This is a genomic window from Aeromonas allosaccharophila (genome assembly GCF_000819685.1).
Taxonomy (GTDB): Bacteria; Pseudomonadota; Gammaproteobacteria; order Enterobacterales; family Aeromonadaceae; genus Aeromonas; species Aeromonas allosaccharophila.
Window position 1 is genome coordinate 38,704 of the sequence record NZ_CDBR01000107.1, and the last position, 15,459, is coordinate 54,162.

A 15,459-nucleotide genomic window follows, 5' to 3' on the forward strand; every position below is an offset into this window, starting at 1 on the left:
CATCATCATTACCCGTCAAAACCGGCAGCCAAGGCTGCCGGTTTTCTATCTTTTTCGAACCGGATACGCGCAGCGCCGGCTCAAATTTATTCGTCTTTATAACGGCTTATGCAGGGTCACAAAATTTCGCAGGGTATTCAGCCAACCCCCTTGCTGATATATTGATAAAAGGCAGGAATGGAGTTCCGAGCGATGATGCAACCTTCTTTTCATCAATTTGATGTGCATCCACTGGCCGATGCATTGCTTCCCTACCAAGGGGAACGCCTCGATGTGTTGCTGGCCGAACAGGACGCCGCACGAGTTGCCGACCTGCAACAGCAGTGTCAGCGCCTCGACATTCAGCTCTGTGGCGCCATCTTTCCACGCCTGATAAGTCAGCATGGTTTTCATGAACGGGGGGCCTGGCTGCTGCCCCGCCCCGCCGCCCACAACCCACTGCTGATCCCGCTTCCCGCTACCGCAACTGCCGATGAACTGGCTAGTGTCATCTGCGAGCAGCTAACCTCCCGGCTCGCACAATGGCCGGATGCACAACAAGCCCCCACCCTCTTTCTCACCTTTGACGCCATGATCCCCAACATCGCCTCCATCCTTGAGGGGATCTATCTGCGACTGGCGGACAGGGTCAACTATGCTGGCGTCAACGCAGGCAGCGGCCAGTTCACAGCCATCCCCTGTCTGTTTGACAATCACAGTTTGCTGGCGCAGGCGGTCAGCTGCGTCCTGCTGCCCCATCACAGCTATCCCTTGCTGGAACATGGCTATCAACTCACAGCTCAGCCCATGCTGGCCACCAGCAGCGAGGGCAACAAGATCTCCTTTATCGACTGGGAGCCCGCCTTCAGCCGCTATCAATCCCTGATCCGGCAACAGTTCCAGCAACATCTCACCCCGGAGCAGTTCTACCAGTACGGCGTTCATCTGCCACTCGGGCTGCTCCGCGCCAATGGCGACGTGATCGTGCGGATCCCGGTCGCCGTCACCGAAGAGGGGGCGCTGCTCTGCGTCGGTGAAGTGCCGGATCACAGCATTCTCACCCTGCTCAAGGCGCCGCAGAGTCCGACCGCCCATGCCATCGAGCTGGCTGGCAAGCTCTGCCAAGATGGCGCCCCTGAACGCATCGAGCTCTACTACTGTGCCGGTCGCCAGCAGCACTTCGGCCAGCAGAGTCAGCTCGAAGTCACCACGCTCTTTACTCACTGTGGTGCCCACGAACTGGTGGGAGCCCTCTCCCTTGGCGAGATTGGCAGCCTGCGGCCGGGAGACTATCCCCTGTTTCACAATGGCGCCATTCTCTGCAACGGGGAGGGACGACGATGAACAATGACCACGCCATGGCCATCGTCTGCGATCTCGCCCTCTGCATCGGTCGCGAGGTGACCCTGGATGCCTTGCTGACCAAGGTGCTGCAGCGCTTTCTGTTTCATTGCGCCTGCCCGGTGGGTCTGGTACTGCAACAGTTACCGCAGGGGGAGTACAAGATCATCAAGGCGATCGGGGACGATCAGCTGCTGCAACATCAGGGAGTACCACTCACGCTGCCCCGCTGGCTCATCGATGGCGAGCAGTGCATCCTGCGCGCACCGCTGCCGCTGCCCGGCTCCCGCCCCTACTCCTTTGCCTATCGCTTGCAGATCGAAGGAGGATACCTGATGCTGCTGCTCTCCCCCACGCCGGAGCAGCAGGGAGAGCAACTTTGCCATCTGTTCAGTCCCATCCTCGGCAACCTGGCCCGCGCCATTCAACTGTGCCGGGACAGCGAACAGCTCGCCCTGCGTCAGCAGGCAGAGCTGGTCGACATGCAGCGCTTCAACGAATCCCTGCTCAAGGCGATCCCCATCCCGGTATGCTACAAGGATGTCGAGGGACGCTTCATCAGTTGCAACCCGACCTTCACCCAGATGACCGGCCTCAGCAAAGCCGAGCTGCAGGGCAAGCGGGTGAACGAAATTCTGCCCCCGGAGATGGCCGACGAATACAATCAACGTGACCTTGAGGTACTGCGCAGCAGGCAACCGCAATATTTCGAGCACACCCTGTTTGACCGGGAAGGTCGGCGCTATCAGGTGCTCAATTTCAAAGATCTCTTCTACGACCATCAGGGTGAAGTGGCAGGCATCATCAGTGCGCTGGTCGACATCACCCACATCAAGGAGAGCGAACTGCAGCAGCGTACCCTACTGTTCCAGACCATAGCAGCACTCTCCTCCGCCATCGCCCACAAGGATCCCGGCACCGCAGGTCACGAACGGCGCGTACACGACCTGGCACTGGCCATCGGCCAGCATCTGCAACTCTCGCAAGAACGCCTCGATGGGCTGGGCCTCGCGGCCATGGTGCACAACATCGGCCTGCTGCAGATCCCGGCAGAGATCCTCACCCGCCCCCGCAAATTGAGAGAGGTGGAGTTCGAGCTGATCAAGCAGCATCCGCAGGCTGGCGTGGAGATCCTGCAGCAAATTGACTTCCCCTGGCCCATCACGGCCATCGTGCAGCAACATCATGAAAACATGGATGGCAGTGGCTACCCACAGGGGCTGGAGGGGGATGCCATCAGTCTGGAGGCGCGCATCATCCGGGTCGCCGACTCCCTGGCGGCCATGACGGCCCATCGCCCGTTCCGACGGGCCATGTCCCTTACCGATGCCTTCGCCGAGCTGACCCGTTATGCTGGCGTCCACTATGACGAACGGGTGGTCAGCGCCTGCTTTGCCGTGTGGCAAGCGGGCTACCGCTTTGCCCCCCTTTGACCGAGACAGGATCAAGATGAGTTCAAGACCCGAACACCCCGTCACTCAGCCGCCCATCGTCACCTCGCTACCAACAGCGGTGTTGCTCAGTCAGGTGATGGATCAGCTGCCCTACCGCGTCCTGCTCAAGAATACCCACTCCGTCTTCATCGCCTGCAACCGGCTGCTGGCCGACGATCTCGCCCTCACTCCGGCAGAGCTGGTCGGCAAATGCGATACCGACTTCTTCCCGGCCGAGCTGGCCCAACGCTATCGGGATGACGATCTGAAGGTGATGGCCAGCGGTATCACCCAGCGCCACGAGGAGCCCTATCTCAAGGGAGGCGAGGATCGCTGGCTCAGCACCACCAAGTTTCCCCTGCGCGATGAGCTGGGGGACGTGATCGGGGTCGGCGTCTTCTTCGATGACATCACGGAAAAGAAACAACAGCAGGAGCGGTTGCAGCAATACACCTGGACGCTGGAGGCCATTAGTCGCGCCCATCACGCCATGCTCAGACAGGAGAACGAGCAGACGCTGCTGCAGGAGATCTGCGATGCCATCACCTTCGACGGCCGCTTCTCCCTCGTTACCGTGCTACAGGAGGCTGCCGACCAGCGTGCCTTGCAGGTGCGGGCGCAGGCGGGCAACGTGGCCTGGTTTGCCAGCGACGACTGGCTTACCCGGGATCCGGCGCTGCACCACAACATTCGTGAAGGGAGTCTGTGTAACGAAGCGCTGGCAACCGAGCTCACTCACCACTCAACTACCCTGCGCACCCGCCTGCTGCTGCCGCTGCAATGGCACCCGACCTTGCGCGGCGGCCTGCTCATCCACAGCGAACAGGCCAGGGCCTTCACCGATGAGGAAGTACACCTCTTCAGCCAGCTGGCCGACTACCTTGCCTATGGCCTGCAGGCACGTAGCACCCAGCAGGCTTACCTCGCCGCCCAGCGCGACAAGGTGCTGCATGCCCGCCAGCTGGAGCTGGCACTGGAGGATGCGCTGGGGGCCATCGCCGCCGTGCTGGAGCAGCGCGATCCCTACACCGCCGGCCACCAGAAGCATGTCGCTACTCTGGCGCTGGCTATCGGTCGCGAGCTGGCCCTGAACGACAAACAGTTGCGGGGGCTCTATCTCGGCGCCATGGTGCACGATATTGGCAAGATCCAGGTCCCGACCGATATCCTGACCAAGCCGGGCAGGCTGACCCCTCAGGAGTTCAATCTGGTCAAGGAGCACCCGACCGCTGGCTATCAGGTGCTGAAGGATATCGCCCTGCCCTGGCCCATCGCCCAGATGATCCACCAGCACCACGAGTTCATCGATGGCTCCGGCTACCCGGCGGGGCTCAAGGGGGATGAGATCCTGCTGGAAGCCCGCATTCTCACGGTGGCCGATATCGTCGAATCCATGTCCTCCGATCGTCCCTACCGCGCGGCGCTCGGCATTCCCCAGGCCAGAGCCCACATCATAGATCTGCGGGGCACCAAGCTGGATGCAGCGGTAGTGGACGCCTGCCTGCGCATTCTCGATCGCGGTGACTTCACCCCCCATGAGCTGGGCCACGGCCAAGCCTGAACTCGCTCATTGTCATAAAAAAACCGGCCAAATTTGGCCGGTTTCTGTTTTTATGCGCTTGCGCTGTCGCTATTAACCCAGGCGGACCCGGGCGTTGCGGAACATCCGCATCCAGGCGCCGTCCTCGCCCCAGTTGTCCGGGTGCCAGGAGTTGGCCACGGTGCGGAACACCCGCTCCGGGTGCGGCATCATGATGGTGGCGCGACCGTCCGTGGTAGTGACGGCGGTGATACCATCCGGCGAGCCGTTCGGGTTGGCCGGGTACTGCTCGGTCACGCTGCCGCGGTTGTCGACAAAGCGCAGTCCTACCAGACCGCTCTGTTGCAGTGCGTTCAGGTGAGCGGCATCGCGCACCTCGACACGCCCTTCCCCGTGGGAGACGGCAATCGGCATCACGGAGCCCGCCATGCCAGCGAAGAAGGCCGAGGGGGACTCCTGCACCTGCACCAGACTGAAGCGGGCCTCGAAGCGCTCGGAGCGGTTGCGCACAAAGCGCGGCCACAGATCGGCGCCCGGGATGAGGTCGCGCAGGTTGGACATCATCTGGCAACCGTTGCACACGCCCAGAGAGAGCGTATCGCCACGCTCGAAGAAGCGCTGGAACTGTTCGCGGGCGTTGTCGTTGAACAGGATGGACTTGGCCCAGCCTTCACCGGCACCCAGCACGTCACCGTAGGAGAAGCCGCCACAGGCCACCAGGGTATGGAACTCCTCCAGCTTGATACGACCGGAGAGAATGTCGCTCATGTGCACGTCCACCGCCGCGAAACCGGCACGGTCGAACGCCGCCGCCATCTCCACGTGGGAGTTGACCCCCTGCTCGCGCAGCACGGCCAGACGGGGAGAAACCCCGCGGGCAATGTAAGGTGCAGCCACATCCTCGGACGGGTTGTAAGTCAGCTTGGCATGCAGACCCGGATCGGTGGCGTCCTGACGGGCCGCATGCTCACTGTCGGCGCACGCCGGATTGTCACGCAGACGCTGCATCTGCCAGCTGGTCTCGCCCCATATGGTGCGAAGGGCAGTGCGGCTGGCGCGATAGACCTCCTGACCGGCGCGCTGCAGGGTGATGAGATCCCCTTCGCGCACAGTGCCGAGCACATGAGAGCAGGCCGCCAGACCGTGACCGGCCAGCAGGGTCATCACCGCTTCTTTATCTTCACGGCGCACCTGAATGACGGCGCCCAGCTCCTCGTTGAACAGCGCCGGCAGCAGCTCGCCACCGATGCGATCGAGCTGGATGTCGAGGCCGCAGTGACCGGCAAACGCCATCTCGGTCAGGGTGACGAACAGGCCGCCATCAGAGCGGTCGTGATAGGCGATCAGCTTGCGATCGGCCACCAGCGCCTGAATGGCGTTGAAGAAGCCCTTGAGCTGAACCGGATTGTCGAGATCCGGCGCCTTGTCGCCCAGCTGGCGATAGACCTGCGCCAGCGCCGAGGCGCCGAGGCGCTGCTTTCCGTTGCCAAGGTCGATGAGGATAAGGTCGGTTTCACCGAGATCGGTACGCAGCTGCGGCGTGACTGTGTTGCGCACATCCTCAACCCGAGCGAAAGCGGAGATGAGCAGGGAGAGCGGCGAGGTGACGCTTTGCTCCTTGCCATCCTGCTGCCAGCGGGTCTTCATCGACATGGAATCCTTGCCCACCGGAATGGTGATGCCCAAGGCCGGGCAGAGCTCTTCGCCTACCGCTTTGACCGCCTCATAGAGACCGGCATCTTCACCCGGGTGACCGGCAGCGGCCATCCAGTTGGCGGAGAGCTTGACCCGCTTGAGTGACCCGATGTGGGTTGGCGCCAGGTTGGTGAGCGCTTCCGCTACCGCCATACGGGCAGAGGCGGCGTGGGAGAGCAGCGCGACCGGCGTGCGCTCACCCATCGACATGGCTTCGCCGTGATAGCTGTCGTAGGTGGCGGCGGTGACGGCGCAATCGGCCACCGGGATCTGCCAGGGGCCAACCATCTGGTCGCGGTTAACGAGACCGGTCACGCTGCGATCGCCGATGGTGATGAGGAAGGATTTCTCCGCCACGGTCGGCAGGCGCAGTACCCGCTCGGCCGCGTCACTCAAAGTGATGCCATCGAGCTGGAGCGCTTTGCCTTGCGCAGGCAGGGTCACCACATCACGGTGCATCTTGGGCGCCTTGCCGAGCAGCACATCCAGCGGCAGATCGATGGGCTGGTTGTCAAAGTGGCTGTCAGAGAGGGTGAGATGCTTCTCTTCGGTCGCGGTGCCGATCACGGCGTAAGGCGCTCGCTCACGCTCGCACAGGGCCTTGAACAGCGGCAGCTTGTCCTGCGCCACCGCCAGCACATAACGCTCCTGGGATTCGTTGCACCAGATCTCCAGCGGGCTCATGCCCGGCTCGTCGCTCTGGATGGCGCGCAAATCGAAGCGACCGCCGCGCTCGCCGTCGTTGACCAGCTCCGGCATGGCGTTGGAGAGACCACCCGCCCCCACATCATGGATAAAGACGATGGGGTTGTCGTCACCCAGCTGCCAGCAGCGATCGATCACCTCCTGACAACGGCGCTCCATCTCGGGGTTGTCGCGCTGCACCGAGGCAAAATCGAGATCTTCGGCCGACTGGCCGGAGGCCATGGATGAAGCCGCGCCGCCGCCCAGACCGATGTTCATCGCCGGGCCACCCAGCACGATCAGCGCAGCGCCGACCGGGATCTCCCCTTTCTGGACATGTTCGGTGCGGATGTTGCCGATGCCGCCCGCCAGCATGATGGGCTTGTGGTAGCCACGCACCTCGACGCCGTTGTGGCTCGGCACCTCCTCTTCGAAGGTACGGAAGTAGCCGAGAATGGCCGGACGGCCGAACTCGTTGTTAAACGCGGCGCCGCCGAGCGGCCCCTCCTGCATGATGTCAAAGGCGCTGACGATGCGGCTCGGCTTGCCGAAATCCTGCTCCCAGGGCTGCTCGAAGCCGGGGATGCGCAGGTTGGAGACGGAGAAACCGACCAGACCCGCCTTGGGCTTGGCACCGCGACCGGTGGCACCCTCGTCGCGGATTTCGCCGCCGGAGCCGGTAGCGGCGCCCGGGAAGGGGGAGATGGCGGTCGGGTGGTTGTGGGTCTCCACCTTCATCAGGATGTCGACCTGCTCCTGGTGATACTGGTACTCGCCGCTGGCCGGGCTTGGGAAGAAGCGGCCACCCTGGCTCCCTTCCATCACGGCGGCGTTGTCTTTATAGGCAGAGAGGACATAATCCGGCGTCTGCTCGAAGGTGTTCTTGATCATCTTGAACAGCGACTTGGGCTGCTGCTCGCCATCGATGGTCCAGTCGGCATTGAAGATCTTGTGACGGCAGTGCTCGGAGTTCGCCTGGGCGAACATGTAGAGCTCGATGTCGTTGGGGTTACGACCCAGCTTGGTGAAGTTCTCCACCAGATAGTCGATTTCGTCGTCGGCCAGCGCCAGACCCAGCGCCACGTTGGCCTCAGCCAGTGCGGCGCGGCCACCGCCCAGTACATCCACCTGGGTAAAGGGACGCGGCTCATGGTGAGCAAACAGGGCAGCAGCTTCGCTCATCTCGGCAAACACCACTTCCATCATCCGATCATGCAGCACGGCGGCAATGGCGCTGCGCTGGGCGGCACTCAACTCACCCTTCATCGTCAGGTAATAAGCAATACCACGCTCCAGCCGCTTGACCTGTTTCAGGCCGCAGTTGTGGGCGATGTCGGTTGCTTTGGAAGACCAGGGGGAGATAGTGCCGGGACGGGGGGTAACAAGAAACAGCTGACCGCTGGGGGTGTGTTCGGGGATGGTCGGGCCGTAGCGCAAGAGCTGGCCCAAGGTCGCTCGCTCGGGGGGAGAGAGGGGGCTTGTCAGCTCGGCAAAGTGCACATACTCGGCATAGACATCCTCTATCTCTACTCCGCTCTCTACTCCGCTCTCTACTCCACTATCATTTCTCATCTGTGCGAAGCGTTGCAGCAGTTTTTGGACACGAAAATCAGACAGTGCTGGGGCACCACGCAAGATATCCATATGACCTTTCTCACCAAGTTTTAAAGTGGGGGGGAATTGAGACGCGCGTATTATAGGGATCTGGCTCACGCCGGACAAACGTTTTTCTCACTTCGTGCAGTGTGACTCTGCGCACACTCTCTGGTATAAAGGTGCCTCTTTTTTGACAAATGCCGATTTTTTCAACAAAGGTACTCACCTACTTGCGCTGCATTTTTCGACTGTTTATCGGGCTGTTGTTGACGCTGACGCTAGTTGGCTGCGACTTCTATAGCCCCTCGAGCCAGCTGGAGCAGATCCGCCAGCGAGGCGAGATCCGGGTTGGCACCATCTATGGTCCCACCTCTTATTACCAGCGTGATGACCTCGCCCAGGGGTTCGATTACGAGCTGGCGCAAAACTATGCCGACTGGTTGGGGGTGAAACTCACCATCATCCCGGTCGACACCACTGACGAACTGGTCGCCCTGCTCAAGAAGGGCAAACTCGATCTGGCCGCCGCCGCCATCATGGTCACCCCCGAGCGACGCGAGCTGTTTCGCTTTGGCCCGGGCTTCTATCAGGTCTCCCCCAAGCTGGTCTACCGTAACGGCAAACCCAAGCCGGCTTCGTTGAACGACATCAAGGGCAAACTGGTCGTTGCTGCCGGCTCCACCGGAGAAGACCTGCTCAAAGAGATGAGCAAGGAGAATCCGGCACTGACGTGGAGCACCAGCCACAATGCCGATGTGGAGGAGCTGCTCAAGCAGGTGGTGGATGGCAAGATTGACTACACGGTGGTGCAGGATACCGTGCTGGCCCGTACCCAGCGCTACTACCCGGAGCTCACCGAGGGGCTGACCCTGGCCCAGAAGCAGACCGTCGCCTGGGCCATGAGCAAGCTGCCCGATGACAGCCTCTATGCCAGCGTGATCGACTTCTTCGGTCAGCGCTTCATGGATGGGGCCATCGCCAAGCTGGACGAGAAGTACTTCGGCCACGTGCAGAACTTCGACTTTGTCGATACCCGCACCTTCCTCAAGCGCGCCAAGAGCCTGCTGCCCAAGTACCAGCCGCTGTTCCAGACCCACGCCAAGAATATCGACTGGCGCCTGCTCGCCGCCATCAGCTATCAGGAGTCCCACTGGGACCCGCAGGCCCGCTCCTACACCGGCGTGCGCGGCATGATGATGCTGACCGAGCCCACCGCCAAGGCGATGGGGGTCAACGACCGGCTCCATCCGGAAGAGAGCATCAAGGGGGGTTCCCTCTATCTGCAACAGATGATGGAGAAGGTGCCGGACTCGGTGCCCGATGACGAGAAGGTGTGGTTTGCCCTCACTGCCTACAACATCGGTTACGGCCACATGATGGATGCCCGCCGCTTGGCCAAGGATCTTGGCAAGAATCCCGACGCCTGGAGCGACGTGAAAGAGGTGCTGCCGCTGCTGCAACAGGCGCGCTGGCATCGCAAGGTGCGTTACGGCTATGCCCGTGGCAGCGAGGCGCGCAACTATGTCAACAACGTGCGCCAGTACTACCAGAGCCTGCTGTGGCTCGACAACGAGCAACAGAAGGCGCACCAGCGGGAGAGTCTCGACAACGACAGCGAGCCGGAGCTGGCCGAGCGCCCCACCATCATCGCCGAGGTGGTCAATCAGATCACCTTGCGCTAACCAGCCATTATTCGGCTGTTTTCAAGCAAATTTCTCTGTTACCATCGATTCACATCGGAGCCTATCCGAAATCGCATTGTTTTCATTATGTTGAGAGATTAAATAACAGCAATTTCGGATGGGCTCCATCAATGACCCAAGGCCGGGACGGCCACCCAGTTGGGAGGAGACCAAGATGCAAAAACGTAGAAAAATCAGTCTGGTCAGAAAAGCGAAGTGCAGCTGGAGCCCCAGACGCAAACTCAAGCTTAATGACATCAAGCGCAACCTGTGGCGCAGAAATCGATCCTATACCCTGCTTATTGCAGAGCACACAGCATAAACCCGGCATTCGCCGGGTTTTTTTATCTTCTTTCTCACCTGACTACCGTCTTACTCCAGCGCAGCCTTGAACTGTACCGTCCGTTTGGATACCAGCGAGTTGCAGTGGTTGCAGAAATAATCCACCGCACCGCACGCCTTGAGACGCTCCAGCTCCTGCTGGCAGGTGGGACAGATGGCCGTGACGCGAACAGGTGCCTGGCACTGACCACAGGTCTGTTCCTTGCTGCGGGTATCCAGTTCAGCCTGGCATGACGGGCAAAGCAGGGCTTTCATTGTCGACTCCTCATAAAGTGAACCTGCGATGGGCTTGCCCATGGCGGGTTCCCCTCCCCGCCGGACATCACGCCACTGCAGGGGGAATAACAAAGCGGCTGCCGGTGAGGGCAGCCGCAAGGACTTATTTCTTCTTCATTTTCAGCAGGCGTTTGCGCTGACGTTCCTGACTCAGGGTCATGGTGTTCTTCTTGCCTTCAAACGGGTTGACCGACTCCTGGAACTCGACCCGGATCGGCGAGCCCATGATCTTGAGGGACTTGCGGAAGTAGTTCATCAGGTAACGCTTGTAGGAATCCGGCAAATCGTTCAGCTGGTTGCCGTGGATCACGATGCGCGGCGGGTTGTAGCCACCGGCGTGGGCGTACTTGAGCTTGACGCGGCGACCGTTGACCATCGGCGGCTGGTGATCTTCCTGCGCCATCTGCATGATGCGGGTCAGCATCGCCGTGCTGGTACGACGGGTGGCGGACTGGTAAGCCTCCTGAATGGATTCAAACAGGTGGCCAACACCGCTGCCGTGCAGGGCGGAGATGAAGTGGACGCGCGCGAAGTCGATGAAGCCCAAGCGACGATCCAGCTCGTTCTTCACATCCTCTTTCACCTTCTGATCCAGACCATCCCACTTGTTCACCACCAGCACCACGGAGCGGCCGGAGTGGAGCACGAAGCCGAGGATGCTCAAATCCTGATCGGTGATGGTCTCCTGGGCGTCGATCACCAGCAGACAGACGTTGGCATCTTCGATGGCTTTCAGGGTTTTGATGACGGAGAACTTCTCCACCGTCTCGTGCACCTTGCCACGACGACGCACACCGGCGGTGTCGATAATGACGTACTTCTGCTCGTCACGCTCCATCGGAATGTAGACGGAGTCGCGGGTGGTGCCGGGCATGTCATAGACGATGACCCGATCTTCACCCAGCATGCGGTTGGTCAGGGTCGATTTACCGACGTTGGGACGACCGACGATGGCAAATTTGATGGGCAGGTCGGCAAACGGGGTCTCTTTGGTATCTTCCCGGGTGTCCAGATCACCGGCGGCTACCATGCGCAGCAGGGCTTCTTCGTCGAAGTCCTCCTCTTCCTCATCCTGCGCATCTTCATCGGTAGCGGCTTCGACCAGGGTCTCCAGATGGGGAGCCAGGGCCAGTTCCAGCAGGCTCAGCACACCACGACCGTGGGCGGCCGCGATCTGGTAGACCTCGCCCAGCGCCAGACCGTAGAACTCGGAAACCGCGGAATCACCGTCGATGCCATCGGTCTTGTTGGCCACCAGAAATACCTTCTTGTGGGCCTTGCGCAGGTGTTCGGCGATGGCTTGATCCGCCGCGGTCAGACCGGCACGGGCATCCACCATGAACAGCACGACATCCGCTTCTTCGATGGCCAGCAGGGATTGCTCGGCCATCTTCAGCTCGATCCCCTCTTCGGTACCATCGATACCGCCGGTATCGACCACGATAAATTCCAGCTCGCCCAACTTCGCCTGACCGTATTTACGGTCCCGGGTCAGACCGGGAAAATCGGCAACCAGGGCATCCCGAGTACGGGTCAAGCGGTTAAACAGGGTGGATTTCCCCACGTTGGGGCGGCCCACCAGGGCTACTACAGGAGTCATAAAAGCCTCATTCTCAAGACGACAAAGGCTCCGGGTCCGAAGACCAGGAGCCGGATATTCACATTATCGGACGATCAAGGACGCTTGAGGGCGTACAACTTGCCGTCACGGCTCTGCACATACAGGGTCTCGCCATCCACCAGCGGGGCGGCGTAGAGGCCACTGCTATCGAGCTGCTGCATCGCCTTGATGGTACCGTCGGTACGATCAAGCCAATACAGGTATCCTTCCACATCACCCACCACCACATAGTCACCGAAGATGACAGGTGCAGTGACGGTACGATTCTCCAGCTGGGTGTTGGACCACAGCTCCAGACCATTGCGACGATCGACCGCAAACAGATGGCTGCGGCTGTCGGTCAGCACAATGGCATTGCCGGTCATCGCCAGGTCGCGATAGCCGGAATACTTGCGCTTCCACACTTCGTCGCCAGTCATCAGCTTGCGTGCCATCAGCTGACCGTTGTAAGCGATGGCATAGAGCTCATCACCGGCGATCAGCGGGCTGGCATCGACATCGACCATACGGTCCAGTTCGGTAGCACCGCGGGCATCAGCCACCTTGGACTGACGCACCGGCTGGCCATTGCTCAGCAGGGCAATGCCCACCTTGCCATCGGCACGGCCGTAAATCACGGCGCCGTTGGTGATCACCGGCGCACCGGCACTGCGCAGGGTCAGCGGCGGCTGCTCTTCGGAGAGCGACCACTGCAGCTTGCCTTCGTCAGTATCGAGCGCGATCAGGCGACCGGAGGTGGTCAGCACCACCACGCGGCCATCTTCCACCGCGGGGCTCGCCACCACTTCGCCGGGCACATTGGTCTGCCACAGCACTTCACCGTTCTCTTCGTTCAGGGCATAGACCACCCCGTTCTCGGAGCCGAGGAACAGCTTGCCGTAACGGGAGACCAGACCACCGGAGAGGCGGGCGCTGCGCTTGTCGGCATTGACCGGCAAGTCAGCCAGATCGACGGTCCAGAGGCGATCGCCACTGGCCCGATCGAACGCGGTGACATCACCATCACGGGCGGCCGCATAGATGCGATCTTCTTCCACCACCGGCTTGAGCTGGGAGTAGAAGTCACCGATGCCATCACCTACGGTGGATGACCATGCGGTATCGGCCGAAAAGGCAGATTCAACCTTGGGCAGCGGTGCCATCGGGTTGAGATCCTCTTCCGAACTGAACAGGGAGCAACCCTGCAGAGCGAAGGAGACCGCAGCCCCCAGCGCCACCATCTTGAATAGATTACGCATCCGGTGCCTCACCAGTCGCAACGGCCGGCAGGGCCAGATCGTCCATTTTCAGCTTGAGCTCGGCGCTACCCTGCAGGCCGCCGGCATCGGCCGCCGCCTGATAGGCGTCACGAGCCTCTTCGGTCTTGCCCTGCTTTTGCAGCACATCACCACGGGCTTCGGCTACCTGCGCCTTGAAGGCCTCATTCTGGATGGTCGCCAGCTTGGCCAGCGCTTCGTCCGCCTTGCCCTGATCATTCAGTACACGAGCCAGACGCAGCGCCGCGATGGGACGAATGCTCTCGTCACCTGTGGTGGCTACCAGATTCAGTTGCTCGACAGCCAGATCCAGCTTGCCCGCCTTGACGGCAGCGGTAGCCAGTTGCAGGGCGGCCAGCTCGGCGTAAGAGTCGCCCTTGTTGGCGTTGACAAACTGCTGTGCCTGCTCGAAACCGGCGGCATCGCCCTTGGCCAGCTGCTCAATCACCTGATTGTAAGCCTGGGAGGAGGCCTCCATGGTCTCTTGCTGGTGCTGGTTGTAATAGCGCCAGCCAAAGAGTCCGATCAGACCGATCACGGTCCCGGCAATCACCGAGGTTCCGTTCTCTTTCCACCACTCCTTGATAACCTCAACCTGTTGTTCTTCGGTGGTATAGACTTCCACAGCTTACTCTCCTTTGGCTGCCAGCAGGGCAATGGCGGCGTCAACCTTGACGGTCTGTTGCTCGGCCTGACCACGCAGATATTTGATAGTGATCTCCCCGTTTTGCACCTCGGTCTCACCAAGGATCAGGGCGATTGCCGCGCCGCTCTTGTCGGCACGTTTGAGTTGTTTCTTGAAGTTGCCACCACCACAGTGGCTCATCAGGCGCAAGTCCGGCAGGGCATCGCGCAGACGCTCGGCCAACTGGAAGCCAGCCTGCTCGGTCCCCTCGCCCACCATCGCCAGATAGACATCCACCGCCGGGCGGATATCGGCGTTGAGCTCGAGGGTCTCCAGCATCAGCACCAGACGCTCCATGCCCATGGCAAAGCCCACGGCCGGGGTCGGTTGACCACCGAGCTGCTCCACCAGACCATCGTAGCGGCCACCGGCACAGACGGTGCCCTGGGCTCCCAGACTGCTGGTGACCCACTCGAACACGGTCAGGTTGTAGTAGTCAAGACCACGCACCAGACGCTCGTTCACTTCGTATTTGATACCGGCAGATTCGAGCAGGCGCTTGAGCCCCTCGAAGTGGGCAAGGCTCTCTTCGCCCAGATGGTCGAACAGACGCGGGGCACCGACCAGAATGGCCTGTACTTTTTCGTCCTTGGAGTCGAGCACCCGCAGCGGGTTGCTGTACATGCGGCGCTGGCTCTCTTCGTCCAGCTGATCCTTGTACTGCTCCAGATAGGCTACCAGCGCATCGCGGTAAGCGGCGCGTTCGGCGCTCTGGCCCAGGGTGTTGAGCTGCAGGGTGACATGTTCGCTGATGCCAAACAGACGCCACAGGCGGTGGGTCAGCATGATCAGTTCTGCGTCAATATCCGGCCCGTTGATGCCAAACAGCTCGACACCGAACTGGTGGAACTGGCGATAACGGCCCTTCTGGGGACGCTCGTGACGGAACATGGGGCCCATGTACCACATCCGGCGTTCCTGGTTGTAGAGCAGACCGTGCTCGATACCGGCACGGACGCAGCTGGCGGTCCCTTCCGGACGCAGGCTCAGGCTGTCGCCGTTGCGGTCTTCAAAGGTGTACATCTCTTTTTCGACCACGTCGGTCACTTCACCGATGGCGCGTTTGAACAGATGAGTCTGCTCAACAATCGGCATGCGCACTTCGCTGTAGCCATAGCTGGCAACGACCTGGCGCAGGATCTGTTCAACCTTCTGCCATACCGGGCTCTGCTCCGGCAGGCAATCATTCATACCGCGAATAGCTTGGATCTGTTTTGCCACGTTGATACTCGAGAAAAAGAGGTAAAATTTGGCCGCATTATAGGGATTTTCCCCCCCAAGGTAAAATCAGGGAATCCGGATGCGGGATTTAAAATCAGTCACCTGGAA

At 60.8% G+C, this 15,459-nt stretch carries 10 protein-coding genes; 4 read left to right on the plus strand and 6 right to left on the minus strand.

Going from position 1 to position 15,459, the window contains the following annotated elements; translation table 11 throughout:
• Positions 1-192 precede the first annotated feature (192 nt).
• Genes BN1115_RS19315 through BN1115_RS19325 form a run of 3 tightly spaced genes read left to right on the plus strand, consistent with a single transcriptional unit; the run spans position 193 to position 4,314 of the window.
• Positions 193-1,323 carry an FIST signal transduction protein gene (locus tag BN1115_RS19315; RefSeq protein ID WP_042658443.1) on the plus strand — a complete coding sequence of 377 codons (1,131 nt, stop codon included), beginning with the start codon at positions 193-195 and terminating at the stop codon, positions 1,321-1,323.
• Positions 1,320-2,753 carry an HD domain-containing phosphohydrolase gene (locus tag BN1115_RS19320; RefSeq protein WP_042658444.1) on the plus strand — a complete coding sequence of 478 codons (1,434 nt, stop codon included), beginning with the start codon at positions 1,320-1,322 and terminating at the stop codon, positions 2,751-2,753. The genes BN1115_RS19315 and BN1115_RS19320 overlap by 4 nt, the downstream gene beginning before the upstream one ends.
• A gap of 16 nt (positions 2,754-2,769) precedes the next feature.
• Positions 2,770-4,314, plus strand: coding sequence for an HD domain-containing phosphohydrolase (locus BN1115_RS19325; RefSeq protein ID WP_042658445.1), 1,545 nt, complete (start codon positions 2,770-2,772; stop codon positions 4,312-4,314).
• A gap of 72 nt (positions 4,315-4,386) precedes the next feature.
• Here the strand turns inward: BN1115_RS19325 and purL are convergent, their stop codons facing one another.
• Positions 4,387-8,316, minus strand: a complete 3,930-nt coding sequence (purL, locus tag BN1115_RS19330) for a phosphoribosylformylglycinamidine synthase (RefSeq protein ID WP_042658446.1) — start codon at positions 8,314-8,316, stop codon at positions 4,387-4,389.
• A gap of 149 nt (positions 8,317-8,465) precedes the next feature.
• On the opposite strand from purL, the gene mltF reads away from it, so the two are divergent.
• Positions 8,466-9,950 carry a membrane-bound lytic murein transglycosylase MltF gene (mltF, locus tag BN1115_RS19335; protein ID WP_042658447.1) on the plus strand — a complete coding sequence of 495 codons (1,485 nt, stop codon included), beginning with the start codon at positions 8,466-8,468 and terminating at the stop codon, positions 9,948-9,950.
• Between the two features lie 372 nt (positions 9,951-10,322).
• On the opposite strand, the gene BN1115_RS19340 is transcribed toward mltF, so the two are convergent.
• The 5 genes from BN1115_RS19340 to hisS all read right to left on the minus strand — a co-directional run bounded on the left by BN1115_RS19340 (position 10,323) and on the right by hisS (position 15,351).
• Complete coding sequence (locus BN1115_RS19340) at positions 10,323-10,547, minus strand: zinc ribbon domain-containing protein (protein WP_042658448.1); 225 nt, start codon at positions 10,545-10,547, stop codon at positions 10,323-10,325.
• A gap of 124 nt (positions 10,548-10,671) precedes the next feature.
• The gene (gene der / locus BN1115_RS19345; RefSeq protein WP_042063432.1) at positions 10,672-12,168 is read right to left on the minus strand and encodes a ribosome biogenesis GTPase Der; all 1,497 of its coding nucleotides are present in this window, start codon (positions 12,166-12,168) and stop codon (positions 10,672-10,674) included.
• A gap of 74 nt (positions 12,169-12,242) precedes the next feature.
• On the minus strand, positions 12,243-13,427 hold the full coding sequence (bamB, locus tag BN1115_RS19350; protein ID WP_042658449.1) for an outer membrane protein assembly factor BamB: 1,185 nt from the start codon (positions 13,425-13,427) through the stop codon (positions 12,243-12,245).
• Complete coding sequence (locus BN1115_RS19355; protein ID WP_042658450.1) at positions 13,420-14,070, minus strand: YfgM family protein; 651 nt, start codon at positions 14,068-14,070, stop codon at positions 13,420-13,422. The genes bamB and BN1115_RS19355 overlap by 8 nt, the downstream gene beginning before the upstream one ends.
• A gap of 3 nt (positions 14,071-14,073) precedes the next feature.
• Positions 14,074-15,351 carry a histidine--tRNA ligase gene (gene hisS, locus BN1115_RS19360; RefSeq protein WP_033136069.1) on the minus strand — a complete coding sequence of 426 codons (1,278 nt, stop codon included), beginning with the start codon at positions 15,349-15,351 and terminating at the stop codon, positions 14,074-14,076.
• Between the last annotated feature and the right edge of the window lie 108 nt (positions 15,352-15,459).